Annotated in this window: 13 protein-coding genes and 1 pseudogene; 7 read left to right on the top strand and 7 right to left on the bottom strand. The window is 73.0% G+C overall.

Going from position 1 to position 18,934, the window contains the following annotated elements; genetic code table 11:
- The 3 genes and pseudogenes from AB0O19_RS37615 to AB0O19_RS37605 form a co-directional block, all read left to right on the top strand.
- Positions 1–92, top strand: a pseudogene (locus AB0O19_RS37615) (ABC transporter ATP-binding protein); the annotation flags it as partial.
- 59 nt (positions 93–151) lie between these two features.
- Complete coding sequence (locus AB0O19_RS37610; protein ID WP_363626176.1) at positions 152–2,716, top strand: ABC transporter permease; 2,565 nt, start codon at positions 152–154, stop codon at positions 2,714–2,716.
- A gap of 144 nt (positions 2,717–2,860) precedes the next feature.
- Complete coding sequence (locus AB0O19_RS37605; protein ID WP_363589522.1) at positions 2,861–3,133, top strand: hypothetical protein; 273 nt, start codon at positions 2,861–2,863, stop codon at positions 3,131–3,133.
- 95 nt (positions 3,134–3,228) lie between these two features.
- Here the strand turns inward: AB0O19_RS37605 and efeU are convergent, their stop codons facing one another.
- The 4 genes from efeU to AB0O19_RS37585 form a co-directional block, all read right to left on the bottom strand.
- Entirely contained in the window at positions 3,229–4,062 is an 834-nt protein-coding gene (efeU, locus tag AB0O19_RS37600; protein WP_363589520.1) for an iron uptake transporter permease EfeU, read from the bottom strand.
- A 35-nt stretch (positions 4,063–4,097) separates the two neighbouring features.
- Entirely contained in the window at positions 4,098–5,426 is a 1,329-nt protein-coding gene (gene efeB, locus AB0O19_RS37595) for an iron uptake transporter deferrochelatase/peroxidase subunit (RefSeq protein WP_363626174.1), read from the bottom strand.
- Positions 5,427–5,533: 107 nt separating this feature from the next.
- Positions 5,534–6,682: an iron uptake system protein EfeO gene (gene efeO, locus AB0O19_RS37590; protein WP_363626173.1), complete on the bottom strand. Its 1,149-nt coding sequence runs from the start codon at positions 6,680–6,682 to the stop codon at positions 5,534–5,536.
- Between the two features lie 199 nt (positions 6,683–6,881).
- On the bottom strand, positions 6,882–7,706 hold the full coding sequence (locus AB0O19_RS37585; protein WP_363589514.1) for an ATP-binding cassette domain-containing protein: 825 nt from the start codon (positions 7,704–7,706) through the stop codon (positions 6,882–6,884).
- Positions 7,707–7,912: 206 nt separating this feature from the next.
- Here AB0O19_RS37585 and AB0O19_RS37580 point away from each other — a divergent pair, with 206 nt between their 5' ends.
- A complete protein-coding gene (locus tag AB0O19_RS37580) occupies positions 7,913–8,629 on the top strand; it encodes an AMP-binding protein (RefSeq protein ID WP_363626171.1) in 717 nt (238 codons plus the stop codon).
- Between the two features lie 50 nt (positions 8,630–8,679).
- On the opposite strand, the gene AB0O19_RS37575 is transcribed toward AB0O19_RS37580, so the two are convergent.
- Positions 8,680–10,008 (bottom strand): hypothetical protein, encoded by a 1,329-nt coding sequence (locus AB0O19_RS37575; protein WP_363626169.1) that lies wholly within the window; start codon positions 10,006–10,008, stop codon positions 8,680–8,682.
- 209 nt (positions 10,009–10,217) lie between these two features.
- On the opposite strand from AB0O19_RS37575, the gene AB0O19_RS37570 reads away from it, so the two are divergent.
- Positions 10,218–11,813: a M4 family metallopeptidase gene (locus AB0O19_RS37570; RefSeq protein ID WP_363626166.1), complete on the top strand. Its 1,596-nt coding sequence runs from the start codon at positions 10,218–10,220 to the stop codon at positions 11,811–11,813.
- A gap of 88 nt (positions 11,814–11,901) precedes the next feature.
- Here AB0O19_RS37570 and AB0O19_RS37565 read toward each other — a convergent pair whose 3' ends face one another.
- Positions 11,902–14,925: an FAD-linked oxidase C-terminal domain-containing protein gene (locus AB0O19_RS37565; protein WP_363626163.1), complete on the bottom strand. Its 3,024-nt coding sequence runs from the start codon at positions 14,923–14,925 to the stop codon at positions 11,902–11,904.
- 37 nt (positions 14,926–14,962) lie between these two features.
- Complete coding sequence (locus AB0O19_RS37560; protein WP_363626161.1) at positions 14,963–16,129, bottom strand: aminotransferase class V-fold PLP-dependent enzyme; 1,167 nt, start codon at positions 16,127–16,129, stop codon at positions 14,963–14,965.
- Positions 16,130–16,227: 98 nt separating this feature from the next.
- Here AB0O19_RS37560 and AB0O19_RS37555 point away from each other — a divergent pair, with 98 nt between their 5' ends.
- Both AB0O19_RS37555 and AB0O19_RS37550 read left to right on the top strand, forming a co-directional pair.
- Positions 16,228–16,974 carry an IclR family transcriptional regulator gene (locus AB0O19_RS37555; RefSeq protein ID WP_363626159.1) on the top strand — a complete coding sequence of 249 codons (747 nt, stop codon included), beginning with the start codon at positions 16,228–16,230 and terminating at the stop codon, positions 16,972–16,974.
- A 234-nt stretch (positions 16,975–17,208) separates the two neighbouring features.
- Entirely contained in the window at positions 17,209–18,804 is a 1,596-nt protein-coding gene (locus AB0O19_RS37550) for an L-lactate permease (protein ID WP_363626157.1), read from the top strand.
- Positions 18,805–18,934: the final 130 nt, after the last annotated feature.

Genomic DNA, 18,934 nt, shown 5'->3' with positions numbered 1-18,934 from the left:
ACGGCCGCATCGTCGACGAACTCCACCACCCCACCGCCGACACCGTCCTGGACCGCATGCGCCGCTTCGACGCCAAGGGCCGCACCAGCTAGAGCGTCCCGCTGGCCCCGGCGCCCCCGACCTTCGAGAACCCCAGGACTGACACCCCCTCATGTACCGCACCGCTTTGCGCAACGTGCTGGCCCACAAGGGCCGACTGCTCATGACGATGCTCGCCGTGCTGCTCGGCACCGCCTTCGTCTCCGGCGCGCTCGTCTTCACCGACACCCTCGGCAACGCGCTCAGGACCCAGAGCTCCAAGAGCTACACCGACATCGCCGTCACGGTCAGCGACCGCGACGCCGTCGGCCGGGGCTACGACCACACCGGCCGGACCTCCTCCGGCGCGGCCCTCACCGAGGACACCCGCAAGGCGGTCGCGGCGCTGCCCGGCGCCGCCGAGGCGCGCGGCGTGGTCAGCGGCTTCGCCGGCATCGCCGACAAGAAGGGCGCGCTGATCGGCGACGGCTTCTCCACCACCGGCACCAACTACGTGCCGGGCGCCGACGGCACCGACCCGCGCTACCCGCTGGTCGACGGGCGCGGCCCGCGCACCTCGGGTGAGATCGCGCTGGACGCCAAGACCGCCGAGAAGGGCGGCTACAAGGTCGGCGACACCGTCCGGGTGGCCGTCAACGGCCCGGTGATGGAGCTCAAGCTCACCGGCACCCTGCACACCAACGACCCGCGCGTGCTGGCCGGCGGCTCGCTCGCCGCCTTCGACACCGCCACCGCCCAGCAGCTCTACCTCAACCCGGGCCGCTTCGCCGAGCTCGACGTCAAGGGCAAGCCGGGCGCGGACGACACCGCGCTCCTCGCCGCCGTCAAGCAGGCCGTCCCGCAGGACGACTCGATCGAGGCCAAGACCGGACGCGCGCTCGCCGAAGAGCAGGACCGGATGATCGCCCAGGGCACCAGGGTCCTGAGCACCTTCCTGATGGGCTTCGCGGCCATCGCGCTGTTCGTCGGGATCTTCATCATCGCCAACACCTTCACCATGCTGGTCGCCCAGCGCACCAAGGAACTCGCGCTGCTGCGCGCCGTCGGTGCCAGCCGCAAGCAGATCACCCGCTCGGTGCTGGTCGAGGCGCTGCTCGTCGGCCTGACCGCCTCGGTGGCCGGTCTGCTCGCCGGCGTCGGCATCGCCGCCGGGCTCCAGGCGCTGCTGAACGGCCCGGTGGACGCCAACCTCCCGGACGGCCCGCTGGTGGTCAGCCCCTCCACGGTGATCGCCTCGATCGGCGTCGGTGTCCTGGTGACCGTGCTGGCGGCCTGGCTGCCCGCCCGCCGGGCCTCCCGGATCGCGCCGGTGGCCGCGATGAGCTCGGTCGAACAGCCGGCCACCCAGAAGAGCCTGCGGATCCGCAACACGATCGGCCTGCTGTTCACGCTGGCCGGTGCGGGCGCCCTGGCCGCCGGTGCGGGCGGCAAGGAGGTCAAGCTGGTCGGCCTCGGCGCGGGCGTCCTGCTGATCGGCGTGTTCGTGCTGACCCCGCTGCTGGCCCGGCCGCTGATCGCGCTGTTCGCCCCGCTGCTGCGCAAGCTCTACGGCACGCCGGGCAAGCTGGCCCAGGAGAACGCGATCCGCAACCCGCGCCGGACGGCGGCCACCGCCTCGGCGCTGACCATCGGCGTCACCCTGATCACCGCGCTGACCGTGGTCGGCGCCTCGGTGAACAAGGCCGTCGACGCGGCGACCGCGAACGACCTCAAGGCCGACTTCACGGTCGCCATGCAGAACGGCTCGATGCTCTCCCCCGACGTCGCCGGCCAGATCGCCAAGGCACCCGGCGTCAGCGCGATGAGCGTGACGCGCAGCGTCCCGGTGGAGACCGGCCGGGGAGAGTCCGACCGCGAGTGGCTGACGGCCGTCGACGCCGCGACCATCGACCAGCTGGCCACCATCAAGGTCAAGGACGGTTCGGCGGACGCCCTCAAGCAGGGCCGGCTGATGGTCAGCTCGGGCACCGCCGAGCGCAACGGCTACAAGGTCGGCGACGCCGTCGCGGTCACCTACCCGGACAAGACCAAGGGCTCGCTCACCGTCGGCGCCGTGCTGGAGGCCAACACCGCACTGGCCGGCATCGTCGCCCCGGACAACGTGGTGGGCCCGCACGCGCTGCCCGGCACCGGCCCGGACAAGGTCCTGGTGAAGGGCGTCCACGGCGCGGACGAGAAGCTGAAGCAGGCGCTGCGCGACGCGACCGGCGGCAACCCGCTGATCGCGGTCAAGGGCGAGAAGGACATCAAGGCGGAGAGCCGCAAGCTGGTCACCGACATGCTGAACATGATGTACGGGCTGCTCGGGATGTCCGTGGTGATCGCGGTGCTCGGCGTGGTCAACACCATGGCGATGTCGGTGTTCGAGCGGCGCCGGGAGATCGGCATGCTGCGGGCGATCGGCCTGGACCGGATCGGCATCCGCCGGATGGTCCGGCTGGAGTCGCTGCTGATCGCGCTGTTCGGCGGCGCGGTCGGGATCGGGCTCGGGATCCTGGTGGCCTGGGCGGGCAACCGCACGATGGCGGACTCGTTCAAGAACATGACCACCGTGGTGCCGCCGCTGCAGATCGTCGGCTTCCTGGTCGCGGCCGCGGTGATCGGCCTGCTGGCCGCCCTCTGGCCGGCCCACCGGGCCGCCCGGATGGACATCCTGGGCGCGATCAAGAGCGAGTAGACGCCCCCCGCAAGCGCGCCGGAGCCCCGGACGGTCGAGGACCGTCCGGGGCTCCGGCGTATCCCGGCCCCACCGGGGTACGGCTGTCGGTGGTGCGTGCAAGGATGCTCGCGCGCACAGGGGCGAGGCGAAGGGGGCCAAGGCATGGAGACCAGCCGGTTCACGGGCGAGGACCCGCACGGGCACCAGCACGCGGTGAAGGTCGTCTCGGGGCGGAACAACACCCGGCGCGTGGTCTGCGAGAGCTGCGGCTACCGCAGGTCGGCGACGTTCGGCGCGCAGGCGAAGGCCTCCCAGCACCTGTCGCAGACGCACGACGCCGGGTACGTCCGACAGGAGTTCGCGCCGGGCCCGTGGATCGCCGCGGCCGTCGGGCTGGTCGCCTTCATCGTCTTCCTCTGCGTGTACGGGATATAGCGCCGCGTTGCCCGTACGGGACATAGCGCCGCACACGACACCGCCCCGCCCGGCGGGGTGCCGGACGGGGCGGGGCGGTTCGCCGAACGGAGGGGTCAGGCGGCCGGCTTGGCGGCGACGGGCTTCGCCTTGCCGCCGAACAGGCCGAAGAACACGGCGAGGGTCGGCACCAGGTAGAGCAGCCAGACCACGAGCTGCAGCACGGTCGGGTCCGGCTGGAAGTTGAACACGCCCTTGAGCAGGGTGCCGTACCAGCTGTCCTTGGGAATGGTGCTGCTGATGTCGAAGGCCACGCTGTGCAGGCCCGGCAGCCAGCCGGCCTCCTGGAGGTCGTGCACGCCGTAGGCGAGCACGCCGGCCGCGACGACCACCAGCATCGCGCCGGTCCAGGTGAAGAACTTGGCCAGGTTGATCTTCAGCGCGCCGCGGTAGAACAGCCAGCCGAGCACCACCGAGGTGAGCAGGCCGAGGGCGGCGCCGATCAGCGGGTTGTAGCCGTCGTTGGTGGCCTGCACCGCCGACCAGATGAACAGCGCGGTCTCCAGGCCCTCGCGGCCGACCGCCAGGAAGCAGGTGACCACCAGGGCCGTGGTGCCCATGGCGATGGCCGCGTCCAGCTTGCCGTGCAGTTCGGTCTTCAGGTGCCGGGCGGTGCGGCGCATCCAGAACACCATCCAGGTGACCAGCCCGACCGAGATGATCGACAGCGAGCCGCCCAGCGCCTCCTGGGCCTCGAAGGTGAGCTGCGAGGAGCCGAACTGCAGCACGGCGCCGAAGGCCATGCTGAGCACCACGGCGGATGCGACGCCGATCCACACCGGCGGCAGCTTGTCCCTGCGGCCGGTCTTGACCAGGTAGGCGATCAGGATGCAGACGACCAAGCTGGCTTCGAGGCCTTCGCGCAGGCCGATCAGGTAGTTGCCGAACACGGCACTCTCCTCGGGGGGTTGAACGGGGCGGGGGATCAGCCGAAGAGCGCTTGGCCCCACCACTCCCCGGGCTTGCGGACGCCCGCCGGGCAGGCGAAGTGGGCGGAACCGACGTGCTGGATGTACTCGTTGAGCTTGTCGCCGGCCGCGAGCCGCTGCTGGAGCGGCACGAAGGCCTTGCGGGTGTCGCGCTGGTAGGCGAGGAAGAACAGGCCGGCGTCCAGGCGGCCGAGGCCGTCGGTGCCGTCGGTGAAGGAGAAGCCGCGGCGCAGGATCATCAGGCCGTTGTTGGCGTCCGGGTGGGCCAGGGCGACGTGCGAGCCGGCGGGCATCGCCTTGAGGTCCGGCGCGTCGTGCTCCTTGGCCTTGCCGTAGGGGGCGCCCTCGCCCTTGGTGCGGCCGAAGGTGTCCTCCTGGTCCTTGAGCGAGGCGCGGTCCCAGGTCTCGATGTGCATCCGGATCCGCCGGGCGACCAGGTAGGAGCCGCCGGTCATCCACTCGGGGCCGTCGCCGGGGGCGGCCCAGACGTGCTCGGCCAGCCCGGCGCCGTCGGTGCCCGCGATGTTGTGGGTGCCGTCCTTGAAGCCGAGCAGGTTGCGCGGGGTCTGGGCGTCCGGGGTGGTGGAGGAGGTCTTGCCGAAGCCGAGCTGGGACCAGCGGATGTTCACGGTGCCCATGCCGATCCGGGCCAGGTTGCGGATCGCGTGCACGGCGACCTGCGGGTCGTCGGCGCAGGCCTGGACGCAGAGGTCGCCGCCGCTGCGCAGCGGGTCGAGCTTGTCGCCCTTGAAGTTCGGCAGGTCGATCAGGGCCTCGGGGCGCTTGGCGCGGAGGCCGAAGCGGTCGACGCCGTCCTGGTCGAACAGGGTGGGGCCGAAGCCGATGGTGAGGGTGAGCCGGGAGGCGGGCAGGCCGAGGGCCTCGCCGGTGTCGTCCGGCGGCGCCTCGGGCAGGCCGTCGGCGGCGCCGGTGCCGACCTCGCGGCCGCCGGTCATCGCGGCGGCGGCCTTGGTCCACTCCTTGAGCATCTTGACCAGCGACTCGCGGGTCGCCTTCTCGGAGACGTCGAAGGCGGCGAAGTGCAGGCGGTCCTGGACCGGGGTGGCGATGCCGGACTGGTTCTCGCCGTAGAAGGGCACCTCGGCGCCGGTCTGGGCGGCCGCCGCCGGGGCGGGGTCGTCCTGCCGGGTGGCGGCGGCGACCGAGCCGACGGCGGCGGCGCCGAGCGCGACGCCCGCGCCGGCCCAGCCGATCACGGCCCGTCGGCTGACGGCGCCACCGGCGGCGGCCGGGGCGTTCGCGGTGCCCTCGGGGTCCGCGGGGTTCTCGGTGCCCTTGGCGTTCTCGGCGTTCTCGGCGTCCATCGGCGGGCGGATCCTTCTCTGTGCTGACTCGCCGATGCCGTGGCGGCCGCTTCGGGCCGCCACGGCGTCGGTGGGGTGGGGACGGTGCTCGGGTGGGACCGCGGTCGTTACTTGACGACCACGGCGGCGGCCAGCTTCGACAGCGGCTCGCCCAGCGAGTTGACCGCGTCGGAGAAGGTCTTGCGCTCGGCCTCGGTGACCTTGTCGTAGGAGGTGAAGGTGCCGTCGGCCTGCTTGTACTTGGCGAGCAGGGCCTGGATCGCGGTGAACTCGGAGTCCAGGGTCTTGGCCAGCTCCGGGTCCTTCTCGGCGGCGACCGGCTTCAACAGCTCGTAGGCCTTCTGCGCGCCCTCGACGTTGGCCTGGAAGTCGGCCAGGTCGGTGTGGCTGTAGCGGTCCTCCTCGCCGGTGATCTTGTTGGTGGCGACCTCGTCCAGCAGCTCCTTGGCGCCGTTGGCCATGCTGGTCGCGGTGATCTCGGCCTCGGGGATCTTCTTCTGCCAGTCCTTGAGGTCGTTGACCAGCTGGTCGGCGAGCTTCTTCTCGTCGTCGCCGATCTTGGCGTCGGCCCAGAGCGACTTCTCCAGCTTGTGCCAGCCGGTCCACTCCTGGCCGGCCTCCAGCTTGTCCTCGCGGGTGTCGGTCTTGGGGTCGACGTCGCCGAAGCTCTCGGCGACCGGCTCGGTGCGCTCCCAGCCGGTGCGCGACGGCGCGTACAGCGACTTGGCCTTCTCCACGTCGCCGGCCTTGATCGCGGCGGCGAAGGCCTCGACGGCCGGGATGGTGGCGTCGGCCTGCTGCTGGGCGTACGTGCGGTACGCGTCGACGGCGGCGGTCAGGCGCGGGTCGGCGGCGGCGGCACTGGCGCCCTCGCCGGTCACGGTGATCTTCTGGCGGATGCCGTCGCCGACCATGCCGGGCTTGCAGGCGATCTCGTAGGAGCCGGCCTTGATCTCGGCGTTGATGGTGGCCTTGGTGCCGGGGCCGATGTTCTCGCGCTCGGTGACGATCTTGTCGCCGGCGCCGTAGACGTAGACCTCGGTGGTCTTGGCGCCCTTGTTGCTGATGTCCAGGACGACGTGGCCGGCCGGGAAGCTGGTCTTGGAGACCTCGCAGGCGGTGTCGGTCGCGTTGATCTTGACCGCGTCCGCGCCGCCCGCCTTGTCGTCCTTCTTCGCCGCACAGCCCGCCAGGGTGGCGGTCGCCACGGCGAGGGTGAGCAGCGCGGCTGCGGTGGAACGGCGACGGGCGGACATGCGGGCTCCAACGGAAAAGGGCATGGGTGTGCCAGGGCGGGGCAGGGCTGAGCACCGGTGGGGGCGTCGAACCAGCGACAACCCCGCCTTAGCTAAGGCATACCTTACGTAAAAACTTTTTTACGTCCATACCCGCCCCCGTCGGAAGCGGGCCGACCGCCCAGCCCGCCCCGCCTGCCCACGCCCCGACCGGGACCCGTCAGCGCCCCGGCGTACGCCGCGCGGCCGCCCGGGCCGTCCACCGGCCCTCGTGCCGGCTGATCCGGATCGGGTGGCCGAAGGTCACGCTGATCAGCTCGGTGGTCATCACCTCGTCCACCGGCCCGGCCGCCACGCACTCCCCGTCCCGCAGCAGCAGGGCGTGGGTGGTGCTCTCCGGCAGCTCCTCCAGGTGGTGGGTGACCAGCACACTGGCCAGCTCCGGGTGCTGGTGGCGCAGCAGGTCCAGACTGTCCAGCAGCAGCTCGCGGGCGGTCAGGTCCAGCCCGGTGGCGGGCTCGTCGAGCAGCAGCAGGCGGGGGCTCGGCATCAGCGCGCGGGCGATCAGGGCCCGGCCGCGCTCGCCCTGGGACAGGGTGGTCCACGCCGACTCGGCGATCGCGCCCATGCCGAGCGTCTCGATCAGCTGCTCGGCCCGCTCCAGCACCTCGGGGCCCGGCTTGCGGTGCAACTCCGGCTCGATGGTGTTGGTGTGCCCGGTGAGCACCACCTCGCGCACGCTCAGCGGCGAGCGCAGCGGGTGCCGGGGGTTGACGTGCCCGAGGTGGGCGCGCAGCTCGCGGATGTCCACCCGGCCGAGCCGGCGGCCGAGCACGTCCACCTCGCCCCGGGTGGGGTGGGAGACCGCGCCGAGCAGGGCGAGCAGGGTCGACTTCCCGGCGCCGTTGGGGCCGAGCAGCGCCCAGTGCTCGCCCGGCTCGATGGCGAGGGTGATCCCGCGCAGCAGGTGGCGGCCGTCGCGTACGACGTCCACGTCCTGGGTGCGCAGCAGCGGGCCGTCGAAGGACGGGACGGACGAGCTCATGGGGGCGGACCTCCGAGGTGCGGCGCCGGGCAGGGCGCGGGCGAGGCGCCGTACCGGACGGGCCGGCGCCGACCGTCTGCGTGCAGAGTACAACCGTCGCCGCACGCGGGTCCGGGCCGTCCGAGGAGTGGACGCTCCAGAACCCTGTCGCCCTGCGGGAGTTGGGAGGGTGATCTGGGCATTCGGAGGGGACGAGGGGAGCGCCGATGCCGACCGACGGGGGAGCGACCGAGGACCGGGCGGCCGACACGCTGCACGGGCTGGTCGAACTGCGGGCCGGGCAGGCACCACAGGCGGTGGCCGTCCGCTGCGGTGATGCCGAGCTGACGTACGGGGAACTGGACGCGCGGGCCGACGCCCTGGCCCGCCACCTGGCGGCGCGCGGCCTGGCCCCCGGCGGCCGGGCGGCGGTGGCCCTGGGCCGCGGCACGCAGGTGTACGTCGCGCTGCTCGCGGTGCTGAAGGCGGGCGCCGCGTACGTGCCGCTGGAGCCGAGCGCGCCGGACGCGCTGCTGCGGCACGTCCTGCCCGACGCCGCCCCGGACCTGGTGGTGACCGAGGAGAGCCACCGGGTGCGGCTCGCCGACGCGGGCCCGGCGCGGATCGTCTGCCTGGACACGGCCGACCTCACCGAAGAGCCGTCCGACCCACCGGGGGCGCCCACCGGCCCGACGGACCTCGCCTGCGTCCTCTACACCTCGGGCTCCACCGGCCTGCCCACCGGGGCCCTGGTCGAGCACCGCAACCTGCTGTCCGCGTACCGGGGTCGGCACGAGGTGTACGGGCTGTCCCCGGCGGACCGGATCCTGCAGACGTCGAGCCTGGAGTTCGACGTCTTCACCGCCGACTGGGTCCGCGCGCTGGGCTCCGGCGCCACCCTGGTGGTCGCCCCGCGCAACCTCACCCTGGACCGCCGGCGGTGACGGCCGCTCGGCGGTGACGACTTGCGCTGACGACCTGCGCTGACGGCCGGTCAGCGCAGCGCCTCGAACATCCCGGCCAGCCCGTGGTGCGCGGCCGTGAGCAGCGCCTGCGCGGCGTCCAGCGCCTCGGTGCTCGGCCCGGCGAGAGCGAGGCCGACGGCGGGCTCCGGGTCGTGGCCCGCCGTCGGGATCAGCGGCAGGAGGGTGACGTCGAGCCGGGCGCAGCGCGGCCGCAGCCGGTCGAGGTGGTCGTGCAGCGCGCCCGGGGCGAGCCGGGCGCCGAGCGGCATCGCGTCCAGGGTGCGGACGAGGTGGCCAGGGCCCCGCACCTGGTCGAGGCGGGCCCGCAGCATGAAGGCCACGGCCGGGCCGGTGAGCCGCAGGTTGATCTCGGTGGGGGCGAGCCGGCGCCGCCGGTCGGTGACGAAGTCCACGTCGTACCAGCCTCGGTAGCCCTCGGCGGCCAGCCGCTCCCCCACCGCGAGGGCGAACCGGCGGGCCGTCCCGGCGGCGCCCCGGGGCACCGCGTCGGGGCCGACGGTGACGCCCTGGTAGCGGGTGCCGGCGACGTGCATGTCGCCGGCGCCCACCGGGTGCACGGCTCCGTCGGGGCCGACCAGCGCGTCGTAGGTGAGGTCGCGCAGCCGGGCGGCCGGGCCCGGGTCGACGTGCTCCTCCAGCAGCAGGCCGCCCTGGGCGGGCAGGAGTTCGGAGCGGACCAGGCGCCGCAGCAGGGCCCGGCCGCCGCCGGCGGCGAACAGGTCGGCCGGTTCCACCACGACGGTGCCGTAGCCGCCGACGCCGTGCGGGCTCTTCAGCACGGTGGTCAGCCCCCGGGCGGCGCGGGCGGTCAGCCGGCGGGCCGCCCGGCCCCGGCCGCCCGGGCGTTCCTGCCGGGGGACGACGACGCCCGGGTGGTCGGGGGCGAGTTCGACGAACAGGTCGTGGGCCGCCGCCTTGGACTCGTAGCGGTGCACCGCGGCCAGTTCGGGGCCCTCGCCCTGGGCGGCGGTGCGGCCCCAGGTGACCACCGGCCGGCCGAGGGCGGCGATCCGCGCGGCCAGGGACGGCCGTTCGGCGAGCGCCCGGGCGACCGTCCGCTCCGGCGCGACGCCGCCGTGCACCTCGACCGGGCCCCACTCCAGCTCCCGGGCCAGCCAGTCGGTCCACTCCGGGCCGACCTCGGCGGGCAGCACCAGCAGTGCCGGTTCGGGGCTGTAGCAGGTGGCCAGGCAGGCGTAGTGGTGTGCCTGCCGCAGCCGTCGGGCGCGCTGGGCGGCGTCCATGCCCGAGGCGAAGAACTGCTCGTTGAAGTCCGCGACGTTGCCCACGTGGACAGCCGCCCGGCCGCCGGTCCAGGCCCCCACCCATCCGTCCATGGGGGCGAGCCTAGGGCCTCGTCAGGTCATGCGTCATGCGTCGGAACGCGATCGGCCTTATGCGGCACGGGTGTTGATTTCTGCTCACTTTTGATTTGAACAGGACACAACTTGGCAAAGATATGACCATTCCTCTAGCTCTACCTGACTGATCGCCGTCAATGTCGGTCGCAGCTCTTTTCCCTGCAGCTACCCCGACTGGAGTCCGAGTGAGCCCCACCTCCTCCTCCCGCCGCCCCCTCGCGGCCGGAGCCATCGCGGTCGTCGCCGCCCTCGTCGCCGTCGCCGTCCCCACCGGCACGGCCTCCGCCGCCCCCGGCATGCGCGAGGCCGCGATATCCCAGGCCCGCGCCAACGTCACCCACAACGCGGGGGTGTTCGGCTTCGGCGCCGGCCAGGACCTCGTGGTCAAGGACGTCGTCCTCGACGCCGACGGCACCCAGCACGTCCGCTTCGACCGCACCTACCAGGGCCTGCCGGTGGTCGGCGGTGACCTGGTCGTCCACCAGGACGCCCGCGGCCGGCTCAAGGACTCCTCCCGCGCGGCCGCCCACGACGCCGCCGTCGGATCCACCGTCCCGAAGGTGCCCGCGCAGGCCGGCGCCTCCGCCGCGCTCACGGCCGCCCCCGGCGTCCAGGACGCCACCAGCACGCCCGAACTGGTCGTCTGGGCCGCCGACGGCACGCCCCGGCTCGCCTGGCGCACCACCGTCGAGGGCACCGGCGAGCACGGCCAGCCGGCCGGCAGGGTGGTCGTCACCGACGCCACCACCGGCGAGCAGATCGAGACCTACGACGCCGAGCACCAGGCCTCCGGCACCGGCCACTCCGAGTACACCGGCGACATCACGATCGACACCACCGCCCAGAGCGGCGGCGGCTACACCCTCAAGGACTCGGTCCGCGGCCACGTCACCAAGGACGCCAACAACGTCGCGGCGAGCGCGCTCAAGGCCGGCTCCGGCACCGCGTTCACCAGCACCACCAACGTCTGGGGCGACGGGAAGAAGTTCTCCACCGACCGCTCCACCGCCGCCGTCGACGCCCACGCCAACACCGCCTGGACGTACGACTACTACAAGAACACCTTCGGCCGGAACGGCATCAAGAACGACGGCAAGGGCGCCACCGTCTTCGTCCACGTCGGTACCAACTGGGACAACGCCCAGTGGTCCGACAGCTGCTTCTGCATGATGACCGGCGACGGCGACGGCAGCACCGACCCCGAGCAGGTCGACCTCGACACCATGGGCCACGAGATGACCCACGGCGTCACCAGCGCCACCGCCAACCTGCGCTACAGCGGCGAGTCCGGCGGCCTCAACGAGTCCACCAGCGACATCTTCGGCACCATGGTGGAGTGGTACGCCAACAACAAGGTGGACACCCCCGACTACCTGTTCAGCGACCAGTCCACCCCGCCGTGGCTGCGCCGCTTCGACAAGCCCTCGCTCGACGGCCGGTCGGCGGACTGCTGGAGCAGCTCGGTCGGCAAGCTCGACGTGCACAACTCCTCGGGCGTCGGCAACCACTGGTTCTACCTGGCCAGCGAGGGCAGCGGCAGCAAGACCATCAACGGCTACACCTACAACAGCCCCACCTGCAACAACTCCACGGTGGCCGGCATCGGCAACCAGAAGGTCGCCAAGATCTGGTACCGCGCGCTGACCGTCTACATGACCTCCACCACCACCTACAAGGGCGCCCGCACCGCCTCCCTGAGCGCGGCCAAGGACCTGTACGGCCTCAACAGCACCGAGTACAAGGCCGTCGCGGCGGCCTGGAGCGGCGTCAACGTCAACTGACGCGCACGGTCCGGCGCGGCGGCCCAGGCGACCTGGACCGCCGCGCCCCGGACCCCGCGCCCCCGGACCTCGCGCCCCCGGACCCCGCTCAGCCGGACGGGGCGGGGGCGGTGCCGGTCAGCAGGGCCTCGCGGACGAGTTGGACGGGGTGCCAGGCGTGGCGCTCCGTCCCGTGGAAGATCTGCTGGCGGCAGGACGCGCCGGTGGCGACGATCACGGTGTCCTCGGGTTCGGCGTTGACGGCGGGGAAGAGCCGGTCGTTCCCCACCGTCATGGACACCTCGTAGTGCTCGCTCTCGAAACCGAAGGAGCCCGCCATCCCGCAGCAGCCGGCGTCCAGTTCGACCACCTCGACGCCGGGGATCCGGTTCAGCAGGGCGATGGTGGCGGCCGTACCGACCTCGGCCTTCTGGTGGCAGTGGCCGTGGTAGAGCAGCCGGCGACCGGCCGGCCAGGCCTCGGGGCTCAGGCGGAGGCGTCCGGCGTCGATCGCCTCGGTGAGCAGTTCCTCCACCTGCCGGACCCGGCCCGCGAGATCCTTGACCACCGGGTCGTCCGGGTGCAGGGCCAGGTGTTCGTCCCGCAGCGTCATCAGGCAGGACGGCTCGCAGCCGGTGACCGGTGAGTCCGGGGCCGCCGTGGCGGCGATGGTCCGGGCGAAGTCGGCCGACTGCCGCTTGGCATCGTCCAGCAGTCCCTTGGACAGGCTCGCGCGACCGCAGCAGCCCTGCGCCGCCAGCCGGACCCGCCAGCCGGCCAGTTCCAGCAGTTCGACGGCGGCGCGGCCGATGGCCGGCTCGGTGTAGGTGGTGAAGGAGTCGGCCAGGAAGGTCACCTCACCGAGGGGGGCCGTCGGGGCCGCGCCCTCGTGCTGCCGGAACCACCGCAGCAGGTTGTCCCGCGCGAAGGCCGGCAGCGGCCTGGCAGCGGTGATCCCCAACCTCCGTTCCAGCAGTCGGCGGACGAGCCGGCTGCGCCCCGGGAGGTTGGAGAGCGGCGCGGTGGCCGAGCCGAGCCGGTTGAGCAGGCGGATGGCGCCGAACACCCGGGATCTGAGCGGCACCCCGTGCAGGTCGTGGTGGTGGGAGAGGGTCTCGGCCTTGAGCGTGGCCATGTCGACGCCGAGCGGGCACTCGCTCTTGCACGCCTTGCACATCAGGCAGAGGTCGAGGATCCCGTGCAGGCGCTCGTCTCCCAGCGCCTGCCGGGGGTCCGGCTCGGAGAGCGCCTTCACCAGGGCGTTGGCGCGGCCGCGGGTGGAGTGCTCCTCCTCCCGGGTGGCCATGTAGGAGGGGCACATCGTGCCGGTGGCGCTCTTGCGGCACAGCCCGATGTTCATGCACCGGTCGGCCGCCCCGCGCATGCCGCCGAGGACCTCGAAGGCGAGCCGGGTGCGCAGTTCGGGCGCGGGCGGCAGGGCACGGTCCCGCAGGTGGTCCGTCATGGCGGGGGCGTCGACGATCTTGCCGGGATTGAAGAGGTTCCGGGGGTCGAAGAGCCGCTTCGTACCGCGCATCGCCTCGTAGAGGTCCCGCCCGAAGAGCAGCGGGTTGAACTCGCTGCGGGCCAGGCCGTCGCCGTGCTCGCTGGAGTTGACGCCGCCGTACTCGGTGACCAGGTCCCGGATCTCCTCCGCGACCGCCCGCATGGTCGTCACCTGGGCGGGGTCGGTCAGGTCCACGAAGGGGCGGATGTGCAGGCAGCCGACCGAGCAGTGCCCGTAGAAGCCGGCCGCCAGGCCGTGCCGGTCCAGCACCTCCTGGAAGCGGCGGGTGTAGTCGGCGAGGTGGACCGGGTCGACGGCGGTGTCCTCGACGAAGGCGAGCGGGCGGCGGGTGCCCTCGCCGGCGGCCATCAGCAGGCCCAGGCCGGCCGAGCGGACCTTGAGCAGGGCCTCCTGCTGCTTCGCGGTCACCGCGTGCAGGGTGTGGTAGCCGTGGCCGTGCCGGGCCCACCGGGCGGTGAGCCGCTGGAGCCGGCCGCGCAGTTCGCCCTCGTCGTCCCCGCTGAAGCTGACGAACAGCAGCGCCCCGGGATCGCCCGCCAGGATGCCGCCGAGCGGGGCGTACTCGATCTTCCGCCGGGAGAGTTCGAGGATCGTCCGGTCCATCAGCTCCACCGCGGCGGGTTCGCAGGCGAGGGCGTCCGCGGTCGCGTCGACGGCCCCGGCGACGGAGGTGAAGTGGCCGACGGCGATGACCGTGTGCGCGGGCCTGGGCACCAGGTCGACCAGGGCCCTGGTGGCGATGACGAGGGTGCCCTCCGAGCCGACGACGAACTTCGCGAGGTCGAAGGGGGCGTCCACCGCGCCCTCGGCGCCCTCGGCGCCCTCGCGGACGAGCCGTTCCAGGCGGTACCCGCCGGAGCGGCGCCAGAACTCCGGTGTTCCCTCGGCGATGGCCCGGGCGTTGGCCCGGACGATCCGCGGGAGTTCGCGGTAGACGGCGCCTTCGAGGGTCGGCAGGGCGGCCCGGCGGCGGTGCTCCGCCGCGTCGACCGGGGCGAGGTGGGCCCGACTGGCGTCGGAGAGCACGACGTCGAGCTCCCGGACGTGGTCGATGGTCATCCCGTGGCGCAGCGACCCGCTGCCGCCCGAGTTGTTGCCGATCATGCCACCGATGGTGGCCCGGTTGGCGGTGGAGGTGTCGGGGCCGAACACCAGGCCCGACGGCGCCGCCGCGCGGTTCAGTTGGGCCTGGACGACGCCGGGTTCCACCAGGGCGGTGCGGGCCTCGGGGTCCAGTTCCACGATGCGGTTCAGGTGGCGGGACAGGTCCAGGACCAGCCCGGGCCCCACGGTCTGCCCCGCCAGGCTGGTGCCCGCGCCGCGCGGCACCAGCGGTACGCCGTGTTCGGCCGCCGCGGCGACCGCGGCCTGGACGTCGTCGGCGTGCCGGGGCAGGACCACGCCGACCGGGGTGATCGCGTACATGCTCGCGTCCCGGGAGTACAGGTGCCGGGTGTAGTCGTCGAAGCGGACCTCGCCGTCGAGGTCGCGGCGGAGCCGGTGCTCCAGTGCGCGGGTGTCGCCGTGGCGGGTGCCGCTCTCGGGTCGGGCGGCGCGCTCGGGGCCGCGGCCGGCCGTCGAGGCGTCGGAACTGCTCGCTGTCATGTCCGGTTGACTCCTGTGTCTGGGGGTGCCGGGGCGTTCACGGGCGGCGGAGCACGTCGAGCGCCGCACCGAGGCCGGCCGGGTCGATCGGCACCCCGGCGAGTTCCAGGCCCAGCTGCACCCCGGCGAGGGTGCCGATGAGGGTCAGGTCGTTGAGGTGGCCGAGGTGGCCGATCCGGAAGACCCGGCCGGCGAGCCTGCCCAGACCGGCGCCGAGCGACATGTCGAAGCGCTCCAGGACGAGTTCGCGGAACCGGTCGGCGTCGTGGCCCTCGGGCAGCAGGACCGCGGTGAGCGAGCCGGAGTACTCGCGTTCGTCCGCGCACAGGACCTCCAGGCCCCAGCCGTGGACGGCGGCCCGGGTGGCGGCGGCGTGCCGGGCGTGCCGGGCGTGGACGTTGTCGTGGCCCTCGGCGTCGAGGATCCGCAGGGCCTCGTCCAGGCCGTAGAGCAGGTTGATGGCGGGGGTGCAGGGGAAGGCGCCGTTCCGGTTCGCCTCGATGACCGGCGCCCAGCTCCAGAACGACTTGGGCAGCCCGGCGGTGCGCGAGGCGACCAGCGCCTTGCGGCTGACCGCGTTGAACCCCAGCCCGGGCGGCAGCATCAGGCCCTTCTGCGAGCCGGACACCGAGACGTCGACGCCCCACTCGTCGTGGCGGTAGTCGAGGCAGCCGAGCGAGGACACCGCGTCGACCAGCAGCAGCGCCGGGTGGCCCGCCTCGTCCAGGGCCCGACGCAGTTCCGCGATCCGGCTGGTCACGCCGGTGGAGGTCTCGTTGTGGACGACGCACACCGCCTTGATCGTCCGGTCGGCGTCCTCGGCGAGTCGCTGCGCGAGCACCTCGGGATCGGCACCGTGGCGCCAGTCCCCGGGGACCAGGTCCACCTGGAGGCCGAGGGCCTGGGCCATCTCCCGCCAGAGCGCGGCGAACTGTCCGGTCTCGAAGCAGAGCACCCGGTCACCGGGGCTGAGGGTGTTGACCAGGGCGGCCTCCCAGGCGCCGGTCCCCGAGGCGGGGTAGATCACGACCGGGCCCGAGGTGCCGAACACCGGCCCGATCGACTTGAGCAGACGCAGCGTCAGTGCCGCGAACTCGGGCCCCCGGTGGTCGGTCGTGGGCGCCGCGATCGCCCGCAGCACGGCGTCGGGGACGTTGGTGGGGCCCGGGATCTGGAGGAAGTGGCGGCCGGTACGGAAGGACATACGCGTCGAACCCCCTTAAGGGTTGTGCCGTCTGACGGCACGTCGTATCGTGGAGCGGCATAGTGGAGCGTAGGCGCCACCTTCGAAGGGGGTCAAGGATGCAGAACGTGCTCAACGCGCTGCGGGTACTGGAGGAGGTCGCCGCGCGCCAGCCGATCGGCGTCGCGGAGCTGGCGCGGGCCATGGACCTACCGAAGAGCTCCGTGCAGCGGGCGCTGCTCACCCTGCACACGGCGGGGTGGCTGCGCCAGGCCGGCGGGGCACCCACCCGGTGGCTGGTCACCGCCAAGGCGCTGCAGGTCGGCCGGCAGGCCACCGGCGAACTGGGCCTGCGCGACGCCGCCGTGCCGGTGATGGAGGAACTGCGCCGGCAGACCGGCGAAACGGTCCACCTGGCCGTGCCGGAGGGCGGCCGGGTGATCCTGGTGGAGCGGCTGGAGACCAGCCAGCCGGTGCGGATCGTCCTTCCGCTCGGGCAGGACCTGCCCGCCCACGCCTCCGCCAACGGCAAGGCGGTGCTCGCCGCGAGCCCCGCCGAGGCGCTGGAGAGCTATCTCGCCGAGGGGCTGGCCCGGTACACCGACGCGACGATCGTCGAACCACGGCGACTGCTGGACGAGTTGGCGGAGGTCCGGCGCCGGGGCTACGCGACCAACAGCGGCGAGTGGCGCTCCGACGTCTCGGCGGTCGCCGCGGCGGTCATCGGGGGCCTCGGGCTGCCGGTAGCGAGCATCAGCGTCAACGTCCCCGCCAGCCGGGCCACCGACGAGTCGCGGGCGGAGCACGGAGCCCTGGTCAACGCGGCGGCGAAGCGGCTCGGTGTCGCACTCGGAGCGCGCGAGTGACGGCGAACTCGGCTTCCCCCACGCCTTCCTGACGGTGCGTCAGGATCGGCACTCCCGATCCTGAGCCCGCACCCCGCCCCCTTGACGGCGGTATCGGCGCATCCCATGCTTGGCGCCTGATGGAACTCGGGTTCCATGATGCGAAAACGTGCGTGCGCCGATCGTCCGTACCCGGGTGGATCGAGCGTTCTCGCCGTCGCGGTCATCGCCGACTGGAGAAAGCGAGACCCACCCGTGTATCGCCAAGTCCCAGACCCGCTCGGACACCCCGCTCTCGCCGCCCTGCTCGCGGCGACCCCCCTCCTCGTCCTCCTGGTCCTGCTCGGCCTGGTGCGACTGAAGTCGCACTGGGCCGCCCTCGCCGGGCTCGCCACCGCCTTCCTGATCGCCACCGCCGGCTACGGCATGCCGCTCGGCCAGGCCGCCGACGGCGCACTGGAGGGAGCCGCCTTCGGACTGTTCCCGATCGTGTGGATCATCCTCGGCGCGGTGTGGATCAACCGCCTCCAACGCGCCTCCGGACACTTCGACGTCATCGGAAGGACCTTCTCGTCCCTCTCCGGCGACGTCCGGATCCAGGCCGTGCTGATCGCCTTCTGCTTCGGGGCGATGATCGAGTCCCTCTCGGGATTCGGCACCCCCATCGCGGTCACCTCGCTCATCCTGCTCGGCCTGGGACTGGACCCCCTGAAGGCCGCCGCCGTCGCGGCCTTCGCCAACACGGCGCCGGCGGCCTTCGGTTCGGTGGGCAACCCGATCCAGACCCTGGCCAAGGTCACCTCCCTCCCCGGGGCCGACCTCGGCGCCATGGTCGGCCGCCAGTCCGCCGTCATCGCGGCCCTGGTGCCGTTCGTCCTGCTGCTCCTCCTCGACGGACGCCGGGGGCTCCGGGAGGTGTGGCCGGTGGCCCTGGCCGCCGGAACCGGCTTCGCCGTCGGCCAGTTCCTCTGCTCGAACTACCTCACCTACCAACTCACCGACCTGGTGGCCTCGCTCACCTCGCTCGCCTCGGTCATCGTGCTGCTCAGGATCCGGGCGCGACGGCACGGCCCCGCCGCCGAAACGGGGCCCCGCGTGGAGCGCGCCCCCCGCCGGGACACCCTGCTGGCCTTCCTCCCCTACGCGATCATCACCGCGCTGTTCGCCCTGGTGTCCTACGGCGGGCCCGTCGCCGGCTTCGTGAAGGACCAGGACGTCGCCTTCCCCTGGCCCGGCCTCCACGTGACCAGTCCGAGCGGCCGACCCGTGGCGGTCACCACCTTCGACTTCGGCTGGCTCGGCGCGGCCGGGACCCTGCTCCTCGCCACCGGCGTCCTGACCGCGCTCATCCTGCGGGTGCCGGTACGGCGGGCACTGCGCTGTTACCTGGACGCGCTGCACCAGATCCGCTGGGCGGCCCTGACCATCGCCTGCGTCCTCGCCCTCTCCTACCTGATGAACCTCTCCGGGATGGCCGTCTCCATCGGCACCTGGCTGGCGGGCCTCGGCGGTGCCTTCGCCCTGTTCTCCGGCTTCACCGGCTGGTTCGGCGTGGCCCTCACCGGATCCGACACCTCCTCCAACGCGCTCTTCGGTGCGATGCAGGTCTCCGCCGCCCAGCACATCGGACTGTCCCCCCTCCTGGCCGCCGCGACCACCAGCACCGGCGGTGTCCAGGGCAAGGCCGTCGCGATGCAGAACCTGGTCATCGCCGCCAGCGCGGTCGGGACGTACGGGCGGGAGGGCGAGGTCCTCCGCAAGATCATCGGCTGGAGCCTGACCGTCCTGGCCGTCCTCTGCCTCCTCGCCTGGCTCCAGTCCACCCCGGTGCTCGGCTGGATGGTGCCGTGAACGAGTCGCCGCCGCGCCCCCCCGGCCCGGGGGCGCGGGGGCCCCCCGCGGGGGGGGGCGGGGGGCCCGCCCCCCCCGGCCCGGTGCGCTCCTTCGCCGTCGACTTCGCCGGCCAGAGCGAGAACTTCCA

It is taken from the genome of Kitasatospora sp. NPDC091276, from assembly GCF_040684355.1.
GTDB lineage: Bacteria > Actinomycetota > Actinomycetes > Streptomycetales > Streptomycetaceae > Kitasatospora.
This window is presented reverse-complemented; position numbering and strand designations above follow the sequence as displayed.